General features: G+C 63.8%; 23 protein-coding genes. 10 read left to right on the top strand and 13 right to left on the bottom strand.

The genetic code is table 11. The features are described from left to right. Positions 1–10: 10 nt before the first annotated feature. The 3 genes from gshB to rsmI are packed head-to-tail and all read right to left on the bottom strand — an operon-like array spanning position 11 to position 2,221. Positions 11–979 carry a glutathione synthase gene (gshB, locus tag N6L26_RS04345; RefSeq protein WP_263606810.1) on the bottom strand — a complete coding sequence of 323 codons (969 nt, stop codon included), beginning with the start codon at positions 977–979 and terminating at the stop codon, positions 11–13. A gap of 43 nt (positions 980–1,022) precedes the next feature. Then, the gene (locus tag N6L26_RS04340; RefSeq protein WP_263606809.1) at positions 1,023–1,373 is read right to left on the bottom strand and encodes a YraN family protein; all 351 of its coding nucleotides are present in this window, start codon (positions 1,371–1,373) and stop codon (positions 1,023–1,025) included. Continuing rightward, the gene (gene rsmI / locus N6L26_RS04335) at positions 1,370–2,221 is read right to left on the bottom strand and encodes a 16S rRNA (cytidine(1402)-2'-O)-methyltransferase (protein WP_263606808.1); all 852 of its coding nucleotides are present in this window, start codon (positions 2,219–2,221) and stop codon (positions 1,370–1,372) included. Before rsmI ends, N6L26_RS04340 begins: the two co-directional genes overlap by 4 nt. Before the next feature lie 37 nt (positions 2,222–2,258). Here rsmI and N6L26_RS04330 point away from each other — a divergent pair, with 37 nt between their 5' ends. From N6L26_RS04330 to N6L26_RS04320, 3 genes are all read left to right on the top strand, one after another. After that, positions 2,259–3,416: a penicillin-binding protein activator gene (locus N6L26_RS04330; RefSeq protein WP_263606807.1), complete on the top strand. Its 1,158-nt coding sequence runs from the start codon at positions 2,259–2,261 to the stop codon at positions 3,414–3,416. Between the two features lie 63 nt (positions 3,417–3,479). Next, complete coding sequence (gene parE / locus N6L26_RS04325) at positions 3,480–5,456, top strand: DNA topoisomerase IV subunit B (protein ID WP_263606806.1); 1,977 nt, start codon at positions 3,480–3,482, stop codon at positions 5,454–5,456. 71 nt (positions 5,457–5,527) lie between these two features. Further along, entirely contained in the window at positions 5,528–6,658 is a 1,131-nt protein-coding gene (locus N6L26_RS04320) for an alpha/beta hydrolase (protein ID WP_263606805.1), read from the top strand. On the opposite strand, the gene N6L26_RS04315 is transcribed toward N6L26_RS04320, so the two are convergent. Further along, positions 6,655–7,872 carry a bifunctional alpha/beta hydrolase/OsmC family protein gene (locus N6L26_RS04315; protein WP_263606804.1) on the bottom strand — a complete coding sequence of 406 codons (1,218 nt, stop codon included), beginning with the start codon at positions 7,870–7,872 and terminating at the stop codon, positions 6,655–6,657. The two genes, N6L26_RS04320 and N6L26_RS04315, sit on opposite strands and share 4 nt — an antisense overlap. A 90-nt stretch (positions 7,873–7,962) precedes the next feature. Between N6L26_RS04315 and N6L26_RS04310 the strand changes: the two genes are divergently transcribed. Continuing rightward, positions 7,963–8,817: an AAA family ATPase gene (locus N6L26_RS04310; RefSeq protein ID WP_263606803.1), complete on the top strand. Its 855-nt coding sequence runs from the start codon at positions 7,963–7,965 to the stop codon at positions 8,815–8,817. Between the two features lie 79 nt (positions 8,818–8,896). Here the strand turns inward: N6L26_RS04310 and N6L26_RS04305 are convergent, their stop codons facing one another. Beyond that, on the bottom strand, positions 8,897–10,297 hold the full coding sequence (locus N6L26_RS04305) for a methyl-accepting chemotaxis protein (RefSeq protein ID WP_263606802.1): 1,401 nt from the start codon (positions 10,295–10,297) through the stop codon (positions 8,897–8,899). A gap of 125 nt (positions 10,298–10,422) precedes the next feature. On the opposite strand from N6L26_RS04305, the gene N6L26_RS04300 reads away from it, so the two are divergent. After that, entirely contained in the window at positions 10,423–11,607 is a 1,185-nt protein-coding gene (locus tag N6L26_RS04300) for a vWA domain-containing protein (protein WP_263606801.1), read from the top strand. A gap of 72 nt (positions 11,608–11,679) precedes the next feature. Here the strand turns inward: N6L26_RS04300 and N6L26_RS04295 are convergent, their stop codons facing one another. From N6L26_RS04295 to N6L26_RS04275, 5 genes are all read right to left on the bottom strand, one after another. After that, complete coding sequence (locus N6L26_RS04295) at positions 11,680–12,966, bottom strand: spinster family MFS transporter (protein ID WP_263606800.1); 1,287 nt, start codon at positions 12,964–12,966, stop codon at positions 11,680–11,682. Positions 12,967–13,082: 116 nt separating this feature from the next. Next, a complete protein-coding gene (locus N6L26_RS04290) occupies positions 13,083–14,075 on the bottom strand; it encodes an aspartyl/asparaginyl beta-hydroxylase domain-containing protein (protein ID WP_263606799.1) in 993 nt (330 codons plus the stop codon). Between the two features lie 77 nt (positions 14,076–14,152). Then, positions 14,153–15,607 carry a tetratricopeptide repeat-containing sulfotransferase family protein gene (locus N6L26_RS04285; protein WP_263606798.1) on the bottom strand — a complete coding sequence of 485 codons (1,455 nt, stop codon included), beginning with the start codon at positions 15,605–15,607 and terminating at the stop codon, positions 14,153–14,155. Beyond that, positions 15,607–16,809: a DUF1343 domain-containing protein gene (locus N6L26_RS04280; RefSeq protein ID WP_263606797.1), complete on the bottom strand. Its 1,203-nt coding sequence runs from the start codon at positions 16,807–16,809 to the stop codon at positions 15,607–15,609. Before N6L26_RS04280 ends, N6L26_RS04285 begins: the two co-directional genes overlap by 1 nt. Beyond that, positions 16,806–17,348 (bottom strand): DOMON-like domain-containing protein, encoded by a 543-nt coding sequence (locus tag N6L26_RS04275; RefSeq protein ID WP_263606796.1) that lies wholly within the window; start codon positions 17,346–17,348, stop codon positions 16,806–16,808. The genes N6L26_RS04280 and N6L26_RS04275 overlap by 4 nt, the downstream gene beginning before the upstream one ends. A gap of 32 nt (positions 17,349–17,380) precedes the next feature. On the opposite strand from N6L26_RS04275, the gene tyrS reads away from it, so the two are divergent. The 5 genes from tyrS to N6L26_RS04250 all read left to right on the top strand — a co-directional run bounded on the left by tyrS (position 17,381) and on the right by N6L26_RS04250 (position 22,082). Continuing rightward, the gene (gene tyrS, locus N6L26_RS04270) at positions 17,381–18,610 is read left to right on the top strand and encodes a tyrosine--tRNA ligase (RefSeq protein ID WP_263606795.1); all 1,230 of its coding nucleotides are present in this window, start codon (positions 17,381–17,383) and stop codon (positions 18,608–18,610) included. A 135-nt stretch (positions 18,611–18,745) separates the two neighbouring features. Further along, a complete protein-coding gene (locus N6L26_RS04265; RefSeq protein WP_253522889.1) occupies positions 18,746–19,084 on the top strand; it encodes a PilZ domain-containing protein in 339 nt (112 codons plus the stop codon). An 84-nt stretch (positions 19,085–19,168) separates the two neighbouring features. Further along, complete coding sequence (locus N6L26_RS04260) at positions 19,169–20,470, top strand: MFS transporter (protein ID WP_263607251.1); 1,302 nt, start codon at positions 19,169–19,171, stop codon at positions 20,468–20,470. Then, positions 20,467–21,384 (top strand): cysteine synthase A, encoded by a 918-nt coding sequence (gene cysK, locus N6L26_RS04255; RefSeq protein WP_263606794.1) that lies wholly within the window; start codon positions 20,467–20,469, stop codon positions 21,382–21,384. Before N6L26_RS04260 ends, cysK begins: the two co-directional genes overlap by 4 nt. Next, on the top strand, positions 21,384–22,082 hold the full coding sequence (locus tag N6L26_RS04250) for a dienelactone hydrolase family protein (protein WP_263606793.1): 699 nt from the start codon (positions 21,384–21,386) through the stop codon (positions 22,080–22,082). The genes cysK and N6L26_RS04250 overlap by 1 nt, the downstream gene beginning before the upstream one ends. Positions 22,083–22,133: 51 nt before the next feature. On the opposite strand, the gene N6L26_RS04245 is transcribed toward N6L26_RS04250, so the two are convergent. Genes N6L26_RS04245 through hisI form a run of 3 tightly spaced genes read right to left on the bottom strand, consistent with a single transcriptional unit; the run spans position 22,134 to position 24,821 of the window. Beyond that, complete coding sequence (locus N6L26_RS04245) at positions 22,134–23,939, bottom strand: acyl-CoA dehydrogenase C-terminal domain-containing protein (protein WP_263606792.1); 1,806 nt, start codon at positions 23,937–23,939, stop codon at positions 22,134–22,136. 51 nt (positions 23,940–23,990) lie between these two features. Further along, positions 23,991–24,455, bottom strand: coding sequence for a MerR family transcriptional regulator (locus N6L26_RS04240; protein WP_263606791.1), 465 nt, complete (start codon positions 24,453–24,455; stop codon positions 23,991–23,993). Between the two features lie 33 nt (positions 24,456–24,488). After that, positions 24,489–24,821 (bottom strand): phosphoribosyl-AMP cyclohydrolase, encoded by a 333-nt coding sequence (hisI, locus tag N6L26_RS04235; RefSeq protein WP_412071350.1) that lies wholly within the window; start codon positions 24,819–24,821, stop codon positions 24,489–24,491. Positions 24,822–25,208: the final 387 nt, after the last annotated feature.

Below are 25,208 nucleotides of genomic sequence, written 5' to 3'. Positions count from 1 at the left end.
CGATCCGGTCCTAGAGTTCCGCGTGGCGGCGCTTGATCGCATCCCAGATCAGCCCGGCGGTGTCGGTTCCGTTGAACTTGTCGATCGCGACGATGCCCGTCGGCGAGGTCACGTTGATTTCGGTCAGCCACTTGCCGCCGATCACGTCGATACCGACGAACACCAGCCCGCGGCGTTTCAGCTCCGGACCCATCGCGGCGCAGATTTCCTCTTCGCGCTCGGTCAGCGTGGTGGCTTCGGCATGGCCGCCCTGCGCGAGGTTCGAACGGAACTCACCTTCGCCCGGGAAGCGATTGATCGCCCCGGTAAATTCACCATCGACCAAGACGATGCGCTTGTCCCCCTCGCTCACTTCGGGGAGGAAGGGCTGGACCATATGCGGTTCGGGCCAGGTCTGGTCGAACACTTCCGACAGCGCGGACAGGTTGGTCCCTTTTTCGTCGATCCGGAAAATCGCCTTGCCGCCATTTCCGTGCAGCGGTTTGACGACGACCGAGCCGTGCTGCTTCTGGAATTCGCGCAGATCGTCGAGATGCCGCGCGACCAGTGTCGGCGGCATGTATTGCGCGTAATCGAGGACAAACATCTTTTCGGGCGCATTGACCACTTCGCGCGGATCATTGGCCACCAGCGTGGTGCCCTTGAGCCGGTCGAGCAGCAGGGCAGAACTGATATAGCCAAGGTGGAAGGGCGGATCCTGCCGCATCAGCACCACATCGATATCGCGCGCCAGATCGATCCGGCGGCGATCCCCGGCGTGGAAATGGTCGCCCTCGACCCGCTGGACCGTGACCGGCGCTGCATGCGCGGTGATGCGGCCATGCGGGGTGCCGTCGCTTTCATAGGCGAGCGTCGCGACATCGTAATGCCACACCTCGAACCCGCGCGCCTGCGCCGACAACATCAGCGCGAAGGAGCTGTCGCCCGCAATATTGATATTCTCGAGCGGGTCCATCTGGACGGCGACGCGTAGGGTCATTCCTATTCCTCGTAGTCAGGCGAGCAGCGGGAAGAAGCGAAGGTTACGGCTGCCAGGCATTGGGGATGTGGCGAGGGAAGCTGCCCGGTGCAAGCAGGATCACGTCGATGCGGATATCCTCGCCATTTTCGGCATAGCGATGCGCTACCGCTTCGACCGCCGCAGCGACACGCGAAAGCCGATATTCGTCTATTGCATGGTCGAGATCGGCGCGTTTGCGGCGCCATTTCACTTCGACGAAGGCGACCACTCCGCCCCGCTTCGCGATCAGGTCGATCTCGCCCGCGGGTGTCTTGACCCGCCGGTCGAGCACTTGCCAGCCCTTGGCGCGCAACCACACTGCTGCGCGTGTTTCGCCCTCGCGGCCGCTTTTCTCGGCCAGCTGGCGGGTCATGCAGAGCGCAGCGCCATGGCCCGCGCATATAGCGCCTTGCGGTCCATCCCGGTGGCCTTGGCGACCTGCCCCGCAGCCTGCGAGGCCTTCATCGTGCGCAGAGCGGCGACCAGCATGATCTCCGCCTCTTCCTCGCTCGCAACGCTTTCGGGCGGCGGGCCAACCAGCAGAACGATTTCGCCGCGTGGGGGATTGGCATCGAAATAGGCCCGCACGCCCGCGGGCAGGCCGCGGCGCATTTCTTCGTGCAGCTTGGTCAATTCGCGCGCCACCGCCACTTCGCGTTCGGGGAGAGCCTCCTCGATCGCCGCCAGCGATTTGGCCAGTCGCGGTGCGGTTTCGTAGAATATCAGCGTGCTATCGACCCCGGCCAGTTCCTCGAGCGTTTCGCGGCGCGCCTTGTCCTTGCTGGGCAGGAAGCCGGCAAACAGGAAACGGTCATTGGGCAGGCCCGACAGCGCCAGCCCGGTCACCGCCGCGCAGGCCCCGGGCAGCGCGGTGACGGGAATGCCCTCTGCCCGGCAATCGTTGACCAGCCGATAGCCGGGGTCGGAGACCATCGGGGTGCCCGCATCGCTGACCAGCGCCACTGCCCGATCGTGCATGGACTCGACCAACCGGGTACGGTCGCGATGCTCGCTGTGATCGTCGTAGCGCCACATCGGCTTGGAGATGCCGAGATGCTTGAGCAGCTTGCCGGTGACCCGCGTATCCTCGCAGGCGATCCCGTCGCAGCGGCGCAACACATCGGCCGCGCGCAGCGTGATATCCCCAAGGTTGCCGATCGGGGTGGCGACGATATAGAGCCCCGGTGTAAGGGACTCTTCGGAAGGGGTCGCATCAGTCACCCTTCCCCCATGAACCAATATTGAGGGACGCGGCAAGATGAAGCGCTGGACTTTCGACCGTCGGGCAATGGTAACCCTCGGGCTGGCAGCCCTGCTGGGGGCCTGCTCGGTCATCCCCAAGGCCCCCGAACGCGCTGGGCCGGTGACACCGACGCCTTCGGCCGAACCAACACAGAGCCTGCCGACCGACGAGACGCGGCACCGGATCGCGCTGCTGGTCCCGATGTCGGGCCGCAACGGCCCGGTCGGCCAGTCGATCGCCAATGCCACGACCATGGCACTGCTCGACACCAATGCCGGCAATCTGCGCATCACCACCTATGACACGGCCAAGGGCCCCGAAGCCGCGGCGCGGCAGGCGATCGCGGAAGGCAACAAGCTGATCCTCGGCCCGTTGCTCGGATCGAACATCCCCTCGGTCACCGCCCCGGCGCGTGCGGCGGATGTGCCGGTAATTTCCTTCTCGAACGACACCGGCGCCGCCGGCCCCGATGTGTTCATCATGGGTCATATCCCCGAACAATCGATCACGCGCACGGTCCAGTATGCCCGCACCCAGGGCGCGCAGAATTTCGCCATCATCGCCCCCGACGGGGAATATGGCGCGCGCGCCGAAGACGCGGTGCGGCGCGCGGTGGCGGCCTATGGCGGTGCGGTCGTGTGGACCGAACGCTTCGCCCGCGGCAACACCTCGATCGTCAGCGCGGCGGAACGGCTGAAAGCGCATGGCGGCTATGACACCGTGCTCGTTGCCGATGGCGCGCGACTGGCGGCACAGGCCGCTGGCGTGCTCAACCCGGGCGGCGGCATGACCACCCGGCTGCTGGGCACCGAATTGTGGAGCGGCGAAGGTTCGGTCACGCGGGCATCGGCACTGTCGGGCGCGTGGTTCTCCGCTGTGTCGGACGATCGCTACAAGCGCTTTACCGACAGCTATGAAGCGCGCTTCGGCAGCCAGCCCTATCGCATTGCGACGCTGGGTTACGACGCGGTACTGCTGACCCTGCGCGTGGCGCGCGACTGGCGTCCGGGGCGCGATTTCCCCGCCGGCGCATTGCGCAGCGAAGACGGCTTCCTCGGCCTCGACGGGGCCTTCCGCTTCGACCGCAGCGGGCTGGTCGAACGCGCATTCGAGGTGCGCGAGGTGCGCGATGGCGCGGTTGTCGTGGTGGAGAATGCCCCGAGCCGCTTCTGAGCGGGGCGGATAACCTTGCCGGCGCGCTTGTAGCGGCGCGAAACCGCACGATATAGCGGGTGCATGTCCGACGATCTGTTCGAAAACACGCCGACCTCCAGCGGCGACTATGACGCTTCCTCGATCGAGGTCCTCGAAGGCCTCGAGCCGGTGCGGCGCCGCCCCGGCATGTATATCGGCGGGACCGACGACCGCGCGCTCCATCATCTTGTTGCCGAAGTGCTCGACAACTCGATGGACGAGGCGGTCGCGGGCCATGCAACGCGGATCGAGGTGCGGCTCGAGGAAGGCAATCGCATCACCATCGCCGACAATGGGCGCGGCATGCCGGTGGACGAGCATCCCAAGTTTCCGGGCAAGTCGACGCTCGAAGTGATCCTGTCCACGCTGCATTCGGGCGGCAAGTTCTCGGGCAAGGCCTACGCCACCAGCGGGGGCCTGCACGGCGTCGGCATTTCGGTGGTGAACGCGCTGTCGAGCGATACGCGGGTCGAAGTGGCGCGCGACAAGCAGCTGTTCGCGCAGAGTTTTGCCAAGGGGCAGACGCTCGGGCCGCTCGAACAACTCGGGCCGACGCCCAATCGCCGCGGCACGACGGTCAGCTTCGTCCCCGACATCGAGATTTTCGGCGACCGCCAGTTCAGCCCCAAGCGCCTGTTCAAGCTGGCGCGGTCGAAAGCCTATCTCTTCGCGGGAGTCGAAATCCGCTGGAAATGCGCGGACAGCCTCGCGAGCGATGACGTCCCCGCCGAAGCGGTGTTCAAATTCCCCGGCGGTCTCGCCGATCATCTGGCCGAGCAGATCGGGTCGCGCGAATGCGTCACCGCCGAACCCTTTGCCGGCAGCCAGGACTTTCCCGATGAGGCGGGCCGCGTCGAATGGGCGATTGCCTGGCCGCTCTATTCGGACGGCTCGACCAGCTGGTATTGCAACACCGTGCCCACGCCCGATGGCGGCACGCACGAACAGGGCCTGCGCGCCGCGCTGACCAAGGGGCTGCGCGCCTTCGCCGAACTGACGGGGGTGAAGAAGGCCAAGGAGCTGACCGCCGACGATGTCATGGTCGGCGCGGAGGTCATGCTCAGCGTCTTCATCCGCGATCCGCAGTTCCAGTCGCAGACCAAGGACCGGCTGACCTCGCCCGAAGCCGCGCGGCTCGTCGAGAACGCGGTGCGCGACCATTTCGACCATTTCCTCGCCGACAATATGGACCGCGGCAAGGCACTGCTAGGCCAAGTGATGGAGCGGATGGACGAGCGCCTGCGTAGGAAGCAGGAACGCGAGATCAAGCGCAAGACCGCGACCAATGCCAAGAAGCTGCGCTTGCCGGGCAAGCTCACCGATTGCTCGGGCGAAGGCGAGGCGGAGACCGAACTGTTCATTGTCGAAGGCGATTCGGCAGGTGGCAGCGCCAAGCAGGCGCGCGCGCGCAAGAGCCAGGCGATCCTGCCGATCCGCGGCAAGATCCTCAATGTCGCCAGTGCAACCGCCGACAAGATTCGCGCGAATAGCGAGATCGCCGACCTTACGCTCGCGATGGGCTGCGGCACGCGCAAGGATTGCGACCCGGAAAACCTGCGCTACGACCGCATCATCATCATGACCGATGCCGATGTCGACGGCGCGCATATCGCGACGCTGCTGATGACGTTCTTCTTCCAGGAGATGACCGAGGTGGTGCGCGGCGGGCATCTCTACCTCGCGCAGCCGCCGCTCTACCGCCTGACCGCGGGCAAGGAGAGCCGCTATGCCCGCGACGACGCGCATCGCGCCGAGCTGGAAGCCACCGTGTTCAAGGGTAAGAAGGTCGATGTCGGACGCTTCAAGGGCCTGGGCGAGATGAACCCCGCGCAGCTGCGCGAGACCACGATGAACCCGGCCACGCGCAGCCTCATCCGGATCACGCTCCCCCCCGAGTTCGAGGACCGCGCGAAGGTCAAGGAACTGGTCGACCAGCTGATGGGCCGCAACCCCGAACACCGTTTCAACTTCATCCAGAACAACGCCGGCGATATGGACCGCGAGATGATCGACGCCTGACGGCTTTGCCGCAGGCCTTTGATCGATAGCGGTTGGGTTGTAGTGTCCCCTTGCGCCGCGGGAGACAGCCGATGAACAAGCTCAGCTTGGGATTGCTGACCGCGGCAGCCGGCGTGCTCGGCGCGTGCAGCCTCCCCTCGCCCAGCCTGTCGCTGCTGGCGAGCGATTGCCGGGGCCAGTTCGGCGCGCCGGATGATGTCGCGCCAAACGATGTCTTCTTCATGGCCAGCAACATGGCGGACTGCCGCAAGGATTCGCTCGATTTCGCCATCTTCCGTTCGGACGAGCTGTCCTACGGCTTCGTCGCACCGACCGGCCAAGGCGAAGAACCTTGGGACGCACACCGCGCCAAGCTGCTGGCCGAAGATCAATGGCTGGCGGCACTGACCGACCAGATAGAGCAGCCCGGGAACGAGGGCCGCCTATTGCTCTACATCCACGGCTACCGCAGCGATTTCGACGATGCGCTCGACCGCACGGTCACCCTGCGCAACCTCAATGCCTATTCGGTCCCGACCGTGTCGGTGGTGTGGCCCTCTCGCAAACGCTATCTCAGCTATCTCTACGATGCCTCGAGCATCGCTTGGTCGCAGGGCTATATCGACCAATTACTGCTGACCTTGGTCGAGAAAAGCGACAATATCACGCTGGTGGCGCACAGCATGGGCGGGCGCGCGCTGGTCGGGGCGATCCGGCGGCTCAACCTCGCCAAGCCCGACAAGGCCGCGCATGTCCACCGGCTGATCCTCGTGTCGCCCGATATCGACCGTCACCAGGTCCTGCGCGATAATGGTTCGATCACCGAGCTGCTGAAGGGCGGCCGCTCGGTGACGATCTATTCCTCACAGGAGGACCTCGCGCTGCGAACCTCACGTTCGCTCCACGGATACAGCCGGCTCGGCAGCTCGGATTGTAGCTATTCAGTTGATTATGCGGAGCGCAGCCTGGGCCGCGACGGCAATTGCCACCTCGGTCCGGACCTACCGGGATTGAGTATGGTGGACACCTCGGCCGCGGTAGCCGAAGGCGGGCTGCGGCATGGGGACGTGTTCGATACCTGCGTCGGCCGGGCTGATCTGGCAGCGGTACTGAACGGCGAAGCCACCCCGTGGCGCGAAACCGTGCCGCCGCGCGATGGTCGCACGGGATACCGTATCACCCACGCATCCTACGCCGCGCAGCAGGACGACTGCCCCGCCTAACTCCCCGTGGTATGCACGTGGAGATCGCTTTCGAGTGTCCGATGCACCGGGCACTTGTCGGCGATGGCGATGATCCGGCTCCGCTGGTCGTCGGTGAGCTTATCGCCATACAGTTCGATATGGCGGATCAGCGCCTGCATCGGCCGCCCCTCCTGCATCGCCTCGACATGGTCGCACTCGTCCTGATGCTTGCGTTCATGCGTTACCTCGACCGTCGCCCCTTCGAGCGGCCAGCCCTTGCCATCGGCATACATCTTCATCGTCATCGCGGTGCAGGTGCCCAGCGCGGCATTGAGCAGATCGTAAGGCGTCGGCCCACTGTCGTCGCCGCCATAGCTCTTGGGCTCGTCGGCGATGAAGCGATGGGTCTTGGTATGAACCTCGGTGCCGAACTTGCCATGGCCGGTCTTCACCACCACGCCCTTGTCGGGCATCGGCCAGTCGTTGCGCAGCGGGAGGTAGCGGCTCGCCCATGAAGCGATCATGCCGGCGGCAAAGCGCGCATCGGCCTCGTCGAGCAGCAGGTGGTCCGCGCCTTCCAAGCTGACGAAGCTCTTGGGATGTTTGGCTGCGCCGAACAGCGCACTGGCGTTCTCGATCCCGACGATCGCATCGGTGGGGGAATGGAGGAACAGCAGCGGGCGTTTGAGCCGCCCGACCTCTTCGAGCAGGTCGATATTCTCGACCCGCTCGAGAAAATCGCGGCTGAGCGCGAAATCGCGGCCACCGATCGTGACCTCGCCCTCGCCTTCCTTGCGGATCGCCTCGAGATCGCCATCGATCCGCTGGAGCACATGCGGTACATCGCTGGGCGCGCCGATAGTGGCGATCGCGGCGACCTTGTCGAAGCCCAGGTCATCCGCCGCCGCCAGCACCGCCGCACCGCCAAGGCTGTGCCCGACCAGCAGAATCGGCTGCGCGAAACGTACCAGCAGCTCTTCCGCCGCCGCGACCAGATCGGCGACATCGGTGGCGAAGCCGGCGCGGCCGAATTCGCCATCACTCCCGCCCAGTCCGGTGAAGTCGAAGCGCAGACAGGCGATACCTTCGTGTGCAAGCGCCCGCGCCACGCTGACCGCCGCGCGGCTCTGCTTGGTGCAGGTGAAGCAATGCGCGAACAGCGCAGCCCCGCGTACCAGCCCGGTGGGCAGTTCGAGCGAGCCCGTCAGTTCGTGGCCGGCATCGGTGGCAATAGTGATCTTTTCGGTTGGCATGAATTCTTCCTCGCGTCTGAAGCCATAACGCCCCCTTGCACGAGCGGTGCCCGGTCCCTAACGCTAACGTAAAGTTGCAAGGGAAAACCGATGACAGAACCGACCCGTTTTGAAGGCACGCAAGCCTATATCGCCACCGAGGACCTGAAGGTCGCGGTCAACGCAGCGGTGACGCTGCGGCGTCCGCTGCTGGTCAAGGGCGAACCGGGCACGGGCAAGACGGTTCTGGCGCACGAGATTTCCAAGGCGCTCGACGCGCCGCTGATCGAGTGGAACGTCAAGTCGACCACCAAGGCGCAGCAGGGTCTCTACGAATACGACGCGGTCGCCCGCCTGCGCGACGGCCAGCTGGGCGACGAGCGCGTCCACGACATCTCGAACTATATCCGGCGCGGCAAATTGTGGGAGGCGTTCACCGCCGAACAGTTGCCCGTGCTGCTGATCGACGAGATCGACAAGGCCGATATCGAGTTTCCCAACGATCTGTTGCAGGAACTCGATCGCATGAGCTTCGACGTCTACGAAACGCATGAGCGGATCGAGGCGAAGGAACGCCCGATCGTGGTCATCACCTCGAACAACGAGAAGGAACTGCCCGACGCGTTCCTGCGCCGCTGCTTCTTCCACTACATCAAGTTCCCCGACACCGAGACGATGCGCGAGATCATCGAGGTGCACTTCCCCGGTATCCAGAAGACCCTCGTCACCAAGGCGATGGAAATCTTCTACGAAATCCGCGACGTGCCGGGCCTCAAGAAGAAGCCATCGACCAGCGAACTGCTCGACTGGCTCAAGCTGCTGCTCAACGAGGACATGCCGATCGACGTGCTGCAGGATGCCAATCCCAATGCCGCGATCCCGCCGCTGCACGGCGCATTGCTCAAGAACGAGCAGGACGTGATGATGTTCGAACGCCTCGCCTTCATGGCACGCAGGCAGAGCTGACGCTCTTCCTTTAAAAGAACAACGAAAAGGGGCGCGAACCACATCCGGTTCGCGCCCTTTTTCGTTATCCGCCTGCGGATCAATCCAGGCTGTAGGCCAGTTCGAAATCGCCCCAGCGGCGGCCGTTGATGACCAGCGGCACATAGACATTGCGCACCACGAGGTAGTTACGCCCGTCGCCTTCCTGGCGATAGACCGCCATCATATAGGGCTCGGTCTGCGTCTTGGCGGTCTTGTCGATCGCGTAGAGCATTATCCGGCCGTTGCGGCAGTGCTGCGTATCGTGCGCCAGATCGCCGGTCGGCGGGCGCGAATGTTCGCTGACATGCGTAGGGAGGAACCCGTTGGTGTCCGATTGCGAACACATGATCACCGGGCGGCCTTCGCTGCTGACATCGTCGTTGATCGGGCGCCAATTGGCATCGGCCCAATCGCTCAACCCGGTGCGGTATAGCTGCGGGTTGGTGCCCGGTACCTCACGGTAGTCGCGGTCGAACAATTGCTCCATCGTGAGCTCGCCCGCGGCAATCGCGGCTTCCGCCGCAGCGACGACCTGTGCGGCGTGACCCTGCGCCTTCTCGACCATGACGCTGTCCTGCGGGGAGAGGCCGGCCTTGACCAGCTTGTCGAACATGTCGCTGGCGATCAGTTCGAGCCCTTCCATGCGATCATGCGCGGTCGCGAGCTTGTTCTCGTTATCGCTTACAGCCCCGTCGAAATCGCCGAGCACGTCCTGCACGCGGTGGACATGGTCCGAAATCTTGGCGGTATTGCGCGCAATCAGATCCTGCTGGCCGTCGACCTCGGTCAACAGCTCGGTCACGCTGCGCATTGTGTCCTCGATCGAGCCGACCGAATCCTTGGCATGGACGCTTGCCTCGGCGCCGCTTTCGATCTTCTCGATCACCTGCTCGGCTTCATTGCCGAGCGTGTCGATGGTGCGGCCGATTTCCTCGGTCGCCTTGCGTGTTTCGCTGGCGAGCGTCTTCACCTCATTGGCGACGACCGCAAAGGTGCGGCCCTGTTCGCCCGCACGCATCGCCTCGATCGTGGCATTGAGCGCGAGAATATTGGTGGTCTCGGCAATCTGGTCGATTTCCTGGCTCGACCGGCGCACCTGGTCCATCGCCGCAGCGAAACCGGTGACGTGCTGCGACAGCGTTTCGACGAGGCTCAGGAGGTTGCCGATTTCGTTCAGCGAATTGCTGATCAGCATCGACCCGTCGTTCAGCCGCTCGATCGCGCGTTCGGACAGCAGCCGGGCTTCGTCGCTTGCCTCCAGGACCTTGCGCTGGTCTTCATCGAGCGCGGTGACCGTGCCCTGCAGCTCGACATATTCGCTGCGCAGATGACCAAAGGAATCGATAACGCCCTGGACAATCCCCGCCACGTCCGAACAGCCCACGGTTACTTTGCCGCAAGCTGCCGGTATCTGGTCCAGAGCCGACGCCCCCCTGGCATCGATCGCGCTGAGTTCCATTGCCTGTGTGACCCCCTTTTTGGTCGTGTTCTGCGTAGCTTACGCCGGGTTGGTTAGTGGGCAGTTAAAAAATACGCGCGATAAGTAACTGGTGCGGCGCAAAGGCACGCGCTAGGCTCCCACCCATGTTCTTCAATTTCGTCGACGAGCTTCGCTCTGCGGGCATTTCCGCAAGCTTCAAGGAACACCTCACGCTGATCGAGGCGCTCGACCGTGACGTGATCGAACAGTCTCCCGAGGCGTTCTATTACCTCAGCCGGGCGACCTTCGTGAAAGACGAAGGCCTGCTCGACCGGTTCGACCAGGTATTCCAGAAAGTCTTCAAGGGCATACTGACCGATTACGGCCAGAACCCGGTCGAGATTCCGGAGGACTGGCTGAAGTCGGTGGCCGAGAAATTCCTCTCCGAAGAGGAGATGGAAAAGATCAAGAGCCTGGGGGACTGGGACGAGATCATGGAGACGCTGAAGAAGCGGCTCGAGGAACAGGAAAAGCGTCACCAGGGCGGTAACAAGTGGATCGGCACCGGGGGCACCTCGCCGTTCGGCAATTCGGGCTACAATCCCGAAGGCGTCCGGATTGGCGGCGAAAGCAAGCACAAGCGCGCAGTGAAGGTGTGGGACAAGCGCGAGTTCAAGAATCTGGACAACACCAAGGAACTGGGCACGCGCAACATCAAGATGGCGCTGCGCCGTCTACGCCGGTTTGCGCGCGAAGGCGCTGCCGACGAGCTCGACCTCGATGCGACGATCGATGGTACGGCCAAGCAGGGCTGGCTCGATATCCGTATGCGGCCCGAGCGACACAATGCGGTCAAGCTGCTGCTGTTCCTCGATGTCGGTGGCTCGATGGACCCCTTCATCAAGGTCACCGAGGAACTGTTCAGCGCGGCGACCGCGGAGTTCAAGAACCTCGAATTCTTCTACTTCCACAACTGCCTGTATGAAGGCGTGTGGAAGGACAACCGCCGCCGCTGGCAGGAACGCACCAAGACCTGGGACGTGCTCCACAAATACGGGCACGATTACAAGATCGTGTTCGTTGGCGATGCCGCGATGAGCCCCTACGAGATCACCCATCCGGGCGGCAGCGTCGAGCATATGAACGAGGAAGCCGGGGCGACCTGGATGCAGCGGGTGACCAATACCTATCCCGCGACCGTCTGGCTCAACCCCGTGCCCGAAAAGCAGTGGTCCTATTCGCAGTCGACCAAGGTGATGAAGCAGCTGGTCAACGACCGCATGTATCCGCTGACGCTCGACGGGCTCGACGACGCGATGCGCGAATTGAGCCGCAAGACCGGGGCCTGAGAAAACCCCGGGCGTTGCTTACGCCCGGGGTCGTTTGTTCTCGGCGGTACCGGGCCAGGCGGCCCGGCCCATCTAGTCCTTCTGATCGAGTTCCTCGTTGAGGCGTAGCGAACAGCGCCAGAAGAAGAACGCCGGCAGCAGCCCGAGGAACGTCGCGCCGTAGAGCACGTAGCGGACGCTCTCTTCGCCATAGGCGGGTTGCAGCAGGTCGGACATCATCCCGAAAAACAGCGGCCCGAGGCCCAGCCCGATGAGGTTCTGGAAGAACAGCAGGACGGCAGCTGCAATCGCGCGGGCGCGCAGCGGCACCAGTCCCTGCACGCTCGAATAGGTCGGGCCGTAATAGAGCGAATTGCAGACTGTGGGCACGATCAGCAGGAACAACGCCACCAGCCAGTTGTCGCTCATGAAAGCAAACAACGCGAAGGGAATGGTGATGACCATCCCCACCGCCGGTGCCGTGAGCACGTGGCGGCGGTTCTTGGAACCCCAGCGATCGGCGATATAGCCGCCCAAAACCGTTCCGGCGATCCCCGCTCCGCCATTGACCAGGCCGAACCACAGTCCGGTTTCACCCGGGGTCAGCCCGTGGGTGCGCTGGAAGAAGATCGTGATCCAGGTCACCTTGCCATAGGCGAGGAAGGCTGCCGCCGACCCTGCCGCCACCAGCAGGACGAATGCGCGCGAGCTGAACATCGCCTTGAGCGCGGTTTTCATCGGCATCTGTTCGGTCGATTGCTGCGCGCCGCCCTGCATCATGCCGGTGCGGCGCGGGTCTTTCAAAAACATGATGACAATCATTGCGAGCGCCAGCCCCGGCAGGCCCACGATCAGGAAGGCATTCCGCCAGCCCACCGAATCGGCCAGCAGCCCGCCGATCAGCATCCCCAGCAATGTGCCTATGGGAATGCCGAGCGCGTAGAAGGCAAGCGCGGAGGAGCGTTTGGCGGGTTCCACCATATCCGCGATCAGCGAATGCGCGGGCGGGGTGCAGCCGGCTTCCCCCACCCCCACGCCGATCCGCGCAAGCAGGAGCTGGACGAAGTTCTGCGCCAGGCCGCAGAGCGCGGTCATCGCCGACCAGATCGCCAGCGCGCCGCCGATCAGCCACGGCCGATTGGTCGTGGAGCGGTCCGAAAAGCGCGCGATCGGCAAGCCGAGGACAGTATAGAACAAGGCGAAGGCCAGACCCGTCATCAAGCCGATCTGGGTATCGCTCAACCCCAGCTCGATACGGATCGGCTCGGCAAGGATATTGACGATCTGCCGGTCGATGAAATTGAAAATATAGACAACCAGCAGGATCCATAGGGTCACCCTGACCGATCCGCCCGTTTGCCGTACTGCCGCAGTCGCCATTCAAACCTCTCCCGAAGCGCGGGTATGCCCGTCACTTTGGGCCAAGCTCCCTTTCTTGGCGTACTTCGTCAAGACCATTGGTCGAAAATCGAACAGACGGTTGGGGACTTTTCGGCTTAGCCCGCGCTATCCACGGCGGCAAACAGTGCAGCAATCTGCGCGTGTTCGATGGGCTCGAGTTCGGGACGCCAGACATCGAACAGCAGTACAAGCCGGTCTTCGCCCGAGTTATTCCACGCCTCATGCTCGATCGTATCGTCGAAAGCGATGAGTTCCCCCTTCCGCCATTCGCGCTTTTGCGACCCCAGACGCAAGGCGCCATTGCCGGGGACGATCAACGGCAGGTGGCAGATATAGCGCGGGTTGAGCATGCCGTGATGTGGTGGGATTCTCTTGCCCGCCTTGAGCAGCGAGAGCAGCAGCGTGGGTGCGCGATTGGGGATCGTGCAAACAGGCACTTCCTGGGTGATCGTCCGGTAGGCCACGGGGGCATGGGCGATATGCTCGGCAACCGGCTCGCCCTTTTCGATCAGATCGAGCGAACTCCAATCGTCATTGCCGAGCATCCCATGCATATCCCCCTGCGGCCGGTCGGCCTCGGCCTCGACATAGGGCTTGAACGTGCCCGATCCGGCCAGCAGTTCGCGCGCTTCCTCGGCAATGTCCTCGGTGCGCTCTTCGACCGCCTCGCGCCATTCGAACTGATGCGTATCGGCGAATTCGACGTGCGGCAGGCCGGGGTAGTAATAGACGTTCGGCATCGACGGATAGGACCGTTGGTCAGGCGCGCGCTCGGCTGCGCCTACCATCATCGCCAACGAATTTGCGAAGCGCGGGTGCCAGTCCTGCTGCTTATGTCCGGCCTCGGCCAGCGAACCGACGAGATGCCGGACGAATTGCTGCTGTATTTCCTGCATTGCCTGCGCCGCGCGCGCCGCTTCCCGCCCGTCCGCCGGACGCCCGCTCTGGGCAACCGAAACCGCCATTCCGTAGAACGATCCCGCGGCACGCAGTTCGCCGCGGGTATAATGATGATCGCCCTTGGCGATGAGCGCGGGAAAATCATACTGGTCCCGAGCCAGCCGGATATCGGCTTGTGCGGGGGACATCCTCGGAGGCTGCATCACCGGCATAGTCAGTCCCACGTTGATCAGGTGAACAACTGTCACCCAGTGGGACACGAACGTCAAGCGCGGCCCGGCTCTCCGAAAGTGGCAACCAGACTTTCGAGATGGGCTGCATAGTTTCGCCAGCGGTTGCACGATCTCGTGTAGAGCGGTTCGCGCACCTGCCACGCGCTTGCGGTGCGGACCTGGTCGGTGCCCCGGTGGGGCGTCAGGCAGGCATCCTCCCACTCCAGATCGAGGAACGAGAGAAGTCCGGCGATCTCGGCCTCGGGATCGGCGACTATCGCATCGTAATCCGCGATATGGATGTCATCGGGGTAGAGCCCCATCCAATGGTCGGCCAGCCTCTCATATTGCTCATACCAATGCGCAGCGCTTTCGAGCGAGGCGGCATAGGTGAGCGTTGGATCGAGATGCGCGAAGTAGATCGACAGGCAATTGTCGAGCGGATTGCGCCGGGTGAGCACGATCCTGGCATTGGGGAAAATGCGTTTGATCAGGCCGACATGGAGGAAATTGTCGGGTCGCTTGTCGGTCAGACCAGCGATGGGCAATTCCATCTCGTCCAGACCCTTCAGATAGCGCTGCCGCAAGCTGGCGTAGAAAGCAGCATCACGGCCAACCAGCGATTCGGGATAGGGCTGCAACTGCTCGCGCACGATATGCGGCAGTAACGGCAATTCGCCGCCCGCGATCACTCGGCTGTGTGAGGCCAGAACGCGCTCCACTAGCGTCGAACCCGAACGGAACATGCCGCAGATGAAAACGGGCGCCAGGTCCGCTCCCGCTTCCTTCTCCGCCGCGTCGGGAAAGGCCGCTATCAAACGGTCGATGAAGGCCTGCGCCCCTTGTGGATCGTAGGGATTCGCCGCGAGCGCCCGGCTGCCTTGATTGGCGGTGCGATAGGCGGCGAACGCCTCGTCGTAACGCGCGCACTGATCAAGCGCACGCCCCAGCGCGTACCCCAGGTCGGCCCGCTCCAGCGGACCAAGATCGATGCGGGCGATTGCGCCACGGAGCCGCTCGATAAGCGGGTGTCCGGGGTCATCGAACACGGTCACTTCGGCAAGACGCATCAGCGCAAGCGCGCTTCCGGGTTCGAGCTCCAGCGCCCGTGCGTAAACCGTACGCGCCCGATCGCGGTCACCCGCGTCCTCGTGAAGATTGCCGAGATTGAGCAAGGCCGGGACATAGTGGGGCCGGATCGCGAGCGCCGCTTCGAGCGCCGCATGCGCTGAGGCGGGATCAGCGAGGTCATCGGCGAGAACGACCGCACGATTGAGATGGACCTCTTCGGGCCCGGTTACCTGGTGTTGCAAGGCGTTGTCATAGGCGGCGAGCGCTTCGCGAAAGGCACCTTGCCGCTTGAGCAACAGGCCGAAATTCACCCAGTCATCGGCTCGATTCGGATGAAGTGCGAGCAGGTCGCGGTAGGCTTCGCGCGCATCGTCATAGCGCGCCGAGCGATACAGCGCGGCCGCCTTGCGAGCGAGCGCGTCGACCGTGTCGGCCATCAGCTGTAGATCAGGTGCGGCGCAATGGTTTCGCGCCAGGCAGTTTCGTCTGCGCCGGCCAGTTCGTCGAGATCGTCGGGCACGGCTTCGCTGTCGTCGACCCACTCGCGCAAGGCCGGGCCGCCGTTGATGACGTCGATCGCCAGCCGGTCGAGCTCGTATTCATAGGGGAAATCGCGCCACAGCGGATAGTCGGGGTAGAGCTTGCGGATCGCCTTGAACGCCAGCGCCTGCAGGCGCCATGGCTGGAACGCGTAATGATCGTAGAACTTGCCTTCGGCATGGATCATCAGGCCGTTGCACAGCGTGCCGACATGTTTGTGGAAGGTCGGTTCGAACCAGCATTCGCGGATTGCGCAGCCGCGCATCCATACGGGCGCGAGTTCGTGCATTTCGGCGAGCACTGCCTTGGCGTCGACATCGGGCGCGCCGAACAGCACTTCGAGCGGGCGGGTGGTCCCCCTGCCCTCGCTCAGCGTGGTCCCTTCGAGCATCACCGTGCCCGCATAGGCACGCGCCATGTTGAGGCTGGCGGCATTGGGGCTGGGATTGATCCACACGCGTTCGTCGGACCAGCCGTAACCGGGGGCCTTGCCCGGCTTCCAATCGCTCATCTCGATCACCTGGAGATCGACGTCGAGCTTGTAATGCGCGACGAACCAGCGCGCCATTTCGCCCATGGTGAGGCCGTGGCGCATGACCATCGGGCCCGCGCCGACGAAGCTCTCCTGGCCGGGTTGCAACAATGTGCCTTCCACCGGCCCGCCCGCGGGATTGGGCCGGTCGAGCACCCACACGCTCTTGCCCGCCTTGGCCGCCTCTTCCAGCAGGTAGAGCAGCGTGGTGACGAAGGTGTAGATGCGGCAGCCAAGGTCCTGGAGGTCGAACAGGAATACGTCGGCCGTCGACATCATCTGCCCCGTCGGGCGCCGCACTTCGCCATAGAGGCTGAAGATCGGGATGCCGTATTGCGGATCGGTCTCGTCGGCGGTCTCGACCATATTGTCCTGCTTGTCGCCCTTCAGCCCGTGCTGCGGCCCGAAGGCGGACGAGACGCTGATACCGCGGCCGATCAGCGCGTCGAGCGAATGGTCGAGGCTGGCGGTAACCGAAGCCGGATGCGCGACCAGCGCCACGCGTTGTCCTTCGAGCGGAGCGCGCAACCCCTCTTCGGTGATGAGACGATCGATGCCGAATTTCATGCGCCGCTCGGTGCCGCAAGCCGCGCGGTGAAGCAAGCCGGATCGTGGAAATCCGGCTGTTCGCCGCCGTGTTCCAGCGCCCAGAAGCTTTTGCGCCCCCCGGCTTCCTCGATCACACAGGTGAGACCCATCGGGCAATCTGTGTCCGGCAAACCCGCAGCTGGCAAGGCGGCATCGAAGATCGCGAAACTGCTACCCATGCGCATGGTGCATACCGGTTCGCGCGTCATGGGGCGCTGCGCCATCCCTTCGCGGCGCGCGGCGAAGTCGTAGGCGTTCCAGCGTTCGGATGGCGAGAGGTTGAATTCGCAATAGGCGGTGTCGCCATCGGGGCGCAGGAACAGCTCGAAACAGGTGGTCTGCCACAGGCCGTCCGCGCGCCCCTTGCCCGCGAATTTGGGCACCACCAACGCGCCGCTGCCCTCGACCCGCCAGCGCAGGCGCAGCCAGTTCTTATCGCGCCCGATGACGCGGGCTTCGACCCCGGAAACCGCGCGCGGCGGATGCCCCGGATGGGGCTGCAATCGATACGTTTCCATGCCGCCCCTTACCTGCTAGCGCGCGCTTCGTCATGAGCAACTACACCTCCGATCTTCTGCGCGTGCTCGACGAGCGCGGCTACATCCACCAGGTCACCGACGCCGAGGGTCTCGATGCGCTTGCCGCGAAGCAGATCGTGCCGGGCTATATCGGCTTCGACGCCACCGCGCCTTCGCTCCACATCGGCAGCCTCGTACAGATCATGATGCTGCGGCGGTTGCAGCAGGCGGGGCACAAGCCGATCGTCCTGATGGGCGGCGGGACGACGCGGATCGGCGACCCCACCGGGCGCGACGAAAGCCGCAAGATGCTGACCGATGCGGCGATCGACGAGAATATCGCCGGGATCCGGACGGTGTTCGAACGCCTGCTCGTTTTTGGCGACGGGCCCACCGATGCGGTGATGGTCAACAATCACGACTGGCTGAGCGGGCTTGGCTATATCGAGATGCTGCAGAAGGTCGGCACGCATTTCACCGTCAACCGGATGCTGACCTTCGACTCGGTGCGCTTGCGGCTCGAACGCGAGCAGCCGATGACCTTCCTCGAATTCAACTACATGATCCTGCAGGGCTACGACTTCCGCCATCTGGCGCAGGAAATGGGCGTGCGGCTGCAGATGGGTGGCAGCGACCAGTGGGGCAATATCGTCAATGGGATGGAGCTGGGCCGCCGGATGGACGGCAGCGAACTGTTCGGCCTGACGACGCCGCTGCTGACGACCGCCGATGGCGGCAAGATGGGCAAGACCGCGGCGGGCGCGGTATGGCTCAACGAGGCGCAGCTGCCGAATTACGATTTCTGGCAGTACTGGCGCAATGTCGATGATCGCGATGTCGGGCGGTTCCTGCGGCTATTCACCGATCTGCCGCTGGATGAGATCGCCCGGCTCGAAGCGCTCGGCGGGTCCGACATCAACCAGGCGAAGACAGTTCTTGCCAATCAGGTAACCACACTCGTTCGGGGTGAAGAGGCGGCCAACCTGGCTGCGCAGACGGCTGCGGAAACCTTCGCCGGCGGGGGTGCCGGAGCGGACCTTCCGACGCTTGAGGTGGGTGCCGATGGCATGCGCATCGGGGCCGTGCTGACGGCACTCGGATTCACCGCTTCCAACGGCGAAGCCAAGCGCAAACTGGCCGAAGGTGCGGTCAAGCTCGATGGCGAAACGGTCACCGATCCGGGCTTTCTGGTGAGCGTTGCGGCGGGCGCCGAAGCCAAGCTCAGCCTGGGCAAGAAGAAGCACGCGGTCATTCGCTGTTAACCAGCGACGAAGCGCCCTTTTTTACCGTCAAAGCACCGGGCCGGTTTACCAATTGGCAGGCTTTTGCCGCCATAAGAAGCTTTGATGTCCGATACCCCCACCCCCCCCAACCCCAACCGCAAAGGGATCGCCAGCATGTCTGCCGGAGCACAACTGAGCGTCACCGATCAGCGGCGCATGACCCGCCACCCTGTCGATCATCCCGTTATTGCCGAGCATTTCGGCAAGGGCGACGTGCGGCTGCATATCGCGAATATCTCTGCCAACGGCTTCATGGTCGACAATGGCGATGGCATCGGCCGCGGCGAACGCGTAATCGTGCGCCTGCCGGTTATCGGCCGGATCGAAGCCTATTGCATCTGGACCCGCGACAACCGCGCGGGTTTCCAGTTCGAACGCATCATCCGCGTCGACGACTTTCTTGCCATGATCGATACGCTGCAGCCCAACCCGCGGCTGCGCAAGCTGCGCTAAGCCGCAACAGCTTCTATTATAACAACAAGCAGGCCCGTCTTCACAACCGAAGGCGGGCCTGCCATGCGTCCGGGGGTGAGTGAAATAGCCGCACCCTCCCCCGACAGTTCGCCGCTCCGGATAGCGAATTTCCGCGCCTATTGGTTCAGCCGCCTGTCGATGACGCTGGCGCAATATGCGATGATGCTGATTATCGGTTGGCAGACCTATAACATCGCGCGCGACAGCGGGCTGGGGATCGCCGCCGCATCGGGCCAGTTGGCGCTGATCGGGCTGATGCAATTCGTGCCGCTGTTCCTGCTGACGCCCTTCTCGGGCTGGGCCGCGGACCATTTCGACCGGCGCAACCTGGCGCGGCTGACGGTAATTGCACAGCTTGGCTGTGCGGGCGCACTGGCCTGGCTCACCTCGAGCGGAAGCCTGACGCTGTCCGCGCTGTTCGGGGTCGCAATCGTGCTGGGTGTAGTCCGGTCGTTCAACGGCCCGGCACTATCAGCACTCGCGCCCAATCTCGTGCCCAAGGCGATCCTGCCGAACGCCATCGCCCTATCCAGCATCGCCTGGCAGGTGGGCATGATCGTAGGGCCCGCGATCGGCGGCTATACCTATGCGATCCTGCCTGCGCTGCCCTATTTCGTAGCCTGCGGTCTGTTCGCCGCATCGTTGGTCACGCTGTCTTTCATCGGCAAGGTACCGCAGCCCCCGCGCGCGGCCAACAAGCGCCCCATTCACCAGATGGTCGAGGGGCTGCGCTACGTCGTGCGCAACAAGATGGTGCTTGGCGCGATCACGCTCGACCTGTTCGCGGTGTTCCTGGCGGGGGCGACCGCGCTGTTCCCCGTCTATGCCCGCGATATCCTCGAGGTCGGCGAAACCGGCCTGGCGCAACTCGCCATGGCGCCCGCGGTCGGTGCCGCGCTTACCGCGCTGTGGTTCAGCTTCCGCCCGCTCAAGAACAATGTCGGCCCCAAAATGCTCTGGGCAGTGGCGATCTTCGGCATCGCCACGATGGTGTTCGGCCTCTCGCGCTGGATGCCGCTCAGCCTGGCGATGCTTTTCATCATCGGGGCAGCGGACATGTTCAGCGTCTACATCCGCCAGTCGCTGATCCAGCTGCACACGCCCGACGACAAGCGCGGACGGGTGTCATCGGTCAGCCTGTTGACGATTAGCGCCTCGAACGAGTTCGGCGATTTCTTCTCCGGCAGCCTCGCCTACCTTGTCGGTCCCACGCTGGCGGTGGTCGGCGGCGGGGCGGGCGCGATCGTTACCGTTGCCGTATGGGCGCGGATTTTTCCCGTCCTGCGAACAACGCGGACCTTTGACCCGCCTGACGAATTGTTAGACACTCCCCCCGAAGAGAAATTGCAGGAGCAGATGCCATGAAAGCCGACTCCGTCCTCGCCACGATCGGCGATACCGCCCACATCCGCCTCTCACGCCTGTTCCCCGATCATGAGGTCTGGGTGAAGAACGAGCGCGCCAATCCGGGCGGTTCGATCAAGGACCGCATCGGGCTTGCGATGATCGAGGATGCGGAGGCAGCGGGCAAGCTCAAGCCCGGCGGCACCATCGTCGAACCCACCAGCGGCAACACCGGGATCGGCCTGGCGATGACTGCCGCGGTCAAGGGCTACAAGCTGGTGTTGGTCATGCCCGAAAGCATGAGCGTCGAACGCCGCCGGCTGATGCTCGCCTATGGCGCCAGCTTCGACCTGACGCCCAAGGAAAAGGGCATGAACGGCGCGATCGAACGCGCGCAGGAGCTGGTCGAGCAGACCGAGGGCGCCTGGATGCCCAGCCAGTTCGACAATGAAAGCAACTGGAAGGTCCACGCGCGCACGACGGCCAAGGAAATCCTCGACGATTTCGCCGATAGCCCGATCGACGCACTGATCACCGGGGTCGGCACCGGCGGCCACCTGACCGGCTGCGCCGAAGTGCTCAAGCAGAGCTGGAGCGCGATGAAGGCCTATGCAGTCGAACCGCAGGGTTCGCCGGTCATCAGCGGCGGCCAGCCCGGCCCGCACCCGATCCAGGGCATCGGCGCGGGCTTCGTGCCGCAGAACCTGCACACGCAGGCAATCGATGGTGCGATCCAGGTCGCTCCCGAAGACGCGAAGGAAATGGCGCGCCAATGCGCGGCCAAGGAAGGCTTGCTCGTGGGAATTTCGAGCGGGGCCACGCTCGCTGCGATCAAGCAGAAGCTGGCCGACATGCCCGCGAATTCGCGCGTGCTCGGCTTCAATTACGATACCGGCGAGCGGTATCTTTCGGTGCCCGACTTCCTGCCCGAGTGATGGCGCTGGAGCAGGTTGGATATCGTGATGGCGCGATCGCCCTGACCGGTCTCCACGCGCGGCCCGCAGGCAAGCCCCGCGCCGCAGTGGCGATCTATCCGACCTTCATGAACTCGACGGCGGTCGTCGAGGCCAAGGCCGCAGAGCTCGTCGAAGCCGGCTACGCGGTCCTCGTCGGCGACTTCTATGGGCCGGAGACACCCGCAGACGGTGATGCTTCCTTTGCTGCAATGCGCCGGTTGCGCAGCGATCCGGTAGCCATGCGCCAGCGGCTGCGCGCCACGCTCGACCTCCTGCGCAAGCTGGAGCCCGACCTCCCGCATCTCGCCATCGGCTTTTGCCTCGGCGGGATGGCCGTGCTGGAAATGGCGCGCGACGGGCAAGACCTCGCAGCAGTCGTCAGCTTTCATGGTTTGCTTGAAACCGCCCTGCCCGCCGATAAGCCGATGACACCGCGTATCCTCGTCTGCCACGGCGATGCCGACGCGCTTGTGCCGCGTAGCCAGGTGACCGCGTTCTGGGAGGAAATGGACGCGGTGAAGGCTGACTGGCACTTCCACAGCTATGCGGGGGTCGAGCATGGCTTCACTGCCGCGCACCGGCCCAACGGGGCGGTTAATCCCGCCTCTGATGCGAGTGCCGACCGGCAGAGCTGGGCGGCGATGCACAGCCTTTTCGACGAGGTGCTCGGCGGATAGCAAAAAGGCCCGGACGCCCGGTTCCGGGCCTCTTCGTTTTCTGCAAAGCGATCAGGCGGCGGTGGCGAAAGCCTCTTCGCCCAGCGCCATGGTGCTGTCGCTGCCCGCTTCGAGCTTGCGGCGCAGCGCGCCGGCATCGGGCAGGTAACGATCCATGTAATAGCGCGCGGTGGCGAGCTTGGCTTCGTAGAACGCCTTGTCTTCGGTGCCTGCAGCCAGCGCAGCCTGCGCGACCTTGGCCATCCGCAGCCACATCCAGCCCAGCGTCACGATGCCCATCATGTGCATGTAGTGGTGCGCGCCCGCGCCGAGGTGGTTGGGGTTCTGCATGGCATTATTCATGAACCACATGGTTGCCGCCTGCTGCTGGCCAAGCGCCTTTTCGAGCGCTTCGGCGAGCGGGCCAAGATCATCGTCGCCCTTGGCGGCGCCGATATCGTCGCCCACCACCTTGAAGAAGGCCTGGATCGCCGCGCCGCCCTTTTGTGCCAGCTTGCGGCCGCACAGATCCATCGCCTGCACGCCGTTGGTGCCTTCGTAGATTTGGGCGATACGCGCGTCGCGGACGAACTGGCTCATGCCCCATTCCTCGATATAGCCATGGCCGCCGAAGACCTGCTGCATGTTGGTGGCGACTTCATAGCCCTTGTCGGTGCCATACCCCTTGATAACCGGGGTCAGCAGGCCAATCAGCATGTCGGCCTGTTCGCGTTCTTCCTCGGTCGCGGCCTTGTGGCTCAGATCGACCTGGAGCGCCCCCCACAGGCACAGGGCCCGCATGCCTTCGGTAAAGGCCTTGGCGTCCATCAGCATGCGGCGCACGTCGGGATGGACGAAGATCGGGTCGGCCTGTTCCTCGGGCTCGGCCGGGCCGGTCAGCGCGCGGCCCTGGCGGCGGTCGAGCGCATAAGCCACCGCGTTCTGATAAGCGGCTTCGGCCTGCGACAGGCCCTGGATACCGACCCCGAGGCGCGCGGCGTTCATCATGATGAACATCGCGGCGAGACCCTTGTTCTCCTCGCCGACGAGCCAGCCCTTGGCACCATCGTAATTGAGCACACAGGTCGCGTTGCCGTGAATGCCCATCTTGTGTTCGATCGAACCGCAGGCGACCCCATTGCGATCGCCCGGCGTGCCGTCTTCATTGACGATGAACTTGGGCACGACGAACAGCGAGATACCCTTGGTGCTGTCGGGCGCGCCCGGCGTCTTGGCCAACACGAGGTGGATGATATTGTCCGCCATGTCGTGCTCGCCGGCGGAGATGAATATCTTGGTCCCGGTGATCGCGAAGCTGCCGTCGCCCTGCGGTTCGGCCTTGGTCCGGATCATGCCCAGATCGGTGCCGCAATGCGGTTCGGTCAGGTTCATGGTGCCGGTCCATTCGTTGGAGATCATCTTGGGAAGATACTTCTCCTTCTGCTCCTGGCTGCCCTTGGCGAGCAGCGCCGAAACCGCGCCATTGGTCAGGCCGGGATACATGCCGAATGCCTGGTTCGCGCCCGAGACAAATTCCTCGAATGCAAAGCCGAGGACATGCGGCATGGCCTGCCCGCCGAATTCTTCCGGCTGCGACAGCGTGCCCCAGCCCGCTTCACGGAACTGGTCGAAGGCCTCCTTGAACCCCTTGGGCGTGGTCACCGAACCATCGTCGTGGCGAGTGCAGCCTTCCTGATCGCCCGACTGGTTGAGCGGCGCGAGCACTTCGGCGCAGAACTTGCCGCCCTCGTTGATGACTGCATCGGTGACATCGGGGCTCGCCATTTCGAAACCGGGCAGGTCCCCGTAGCTCGCAAGATCGAGCATCTCGTTGATGATGAAGCGAGTATCGCGGGTAGGCGCGGAATAGCGGGGCATCAGTAAGTCCTTGGGTCTGGGGTCTGTCGGTTATCTCGCCGGGGAAGCAAATCAGTCGAGATCGACATCAAGCGTTTCTATATGCTCGATGAATTCGGTGAGTTCGGTGATCGAACTGTCGATATCGTCACGCTGTTCCTTCAGCTTGGCGACATGCGTCTTGCATTTTTCGACCGTGACGCGCCGCTGTTCGACGCGGCCGTCACCGAGATCGTAAAGATCGATCATTTCGCGAATTTCGGTGAGCGAAAAGCCCACGTTCTTGGCGCGCATGATCCATGCGAGCCTTGCGCGATCGCGCTTGGAATAAATCCGCGTGAGACCGATGCGCGAAGGCGCGATCAGCCCTTCGTCCTCGTAGAACCGTAGCGCGCGGGCGGTGCAGCCGAATTCGCTGGTGAGGTCGGAGATCGAATATTGTTCGCGGCCCAGTTCGTCCGGCCGTTCGATATGGGCGCCGGCATGGCGGCGATCGCCATTCTCGGCACGGAAGTCCTTGGGCAGCGGCTGTGTCATGCGCCCACCCATACGCCCACGTTTACGTAAGCGTCAAGTCTTGACGGGTTGGAGAACATCGCCGTCGAGTCGCCGGTAAAAGCAGCTCCGGGCGCCCGTGTGACAGGTCGGACCCGCGGGGCGGCAGGACAGCACGAGCGCGTCCTGATCGCAATCGACCAGGATATCCTCGACCTCAAGGACGTGGCCCGAACTTTCGCCCTTCTGCCAGAGCCGGCCGCGCGACCGCGAATGGAAATGCGCGAGCCCCGTGGCGCGCGTGGCGGCCAGCGCTTCGGCATCCATGAAGCCCACCATCAGCACCGCGCGACTGGCATGATCCACCACCACCGCGCTCAACAATCCCTTGTCGTCGAACTTGGGCATGAACCGCGTTCCTGCCTCGCGCTCGGTCTGATCAGCCACTGCGACACCTTTCAAATTCCATTCTGGCGGCGCTTTTGTTGCACGATAACCACAAAGTCGACCCAAAATCCGACATTCTTGCAAATGCCTGTTTGATGATGGCGCAGTTTCGGGAACAAACAGCCGCGCAGGCGAAAGTGAGGCCTGCCCACCGGAGCAGCGGTGCCAACAGAGCGCCAGGTTCAGGGGGTCAAACGGATTCGCAGCCGCGATAGAGGGTTTACGCGGCGCATCCGGTAACGATGAGGGATGGACCCAAGGTGCATGCTGGGGGGCTGCACCCGCGCCGCAAGGCAGGTCCGGTTATATTCGTCACGTGGCGCCCGGGATCGCAAGGTCCCGGGCGTT

The organism is Qipengyuania sp. SS22 (assembly GCF_025736935.1).
Taxonomy (GTDB): Bacteria; Pseudomonadota; Alphaproteobacteria; order Sphingomonadales; family Sphingomonadaceae; genus Qipengyuania.
Note: the sequence above shows the minus strand (reverse complement) of the source record. Positions and strands in the feature narration are given on the sequence as shown.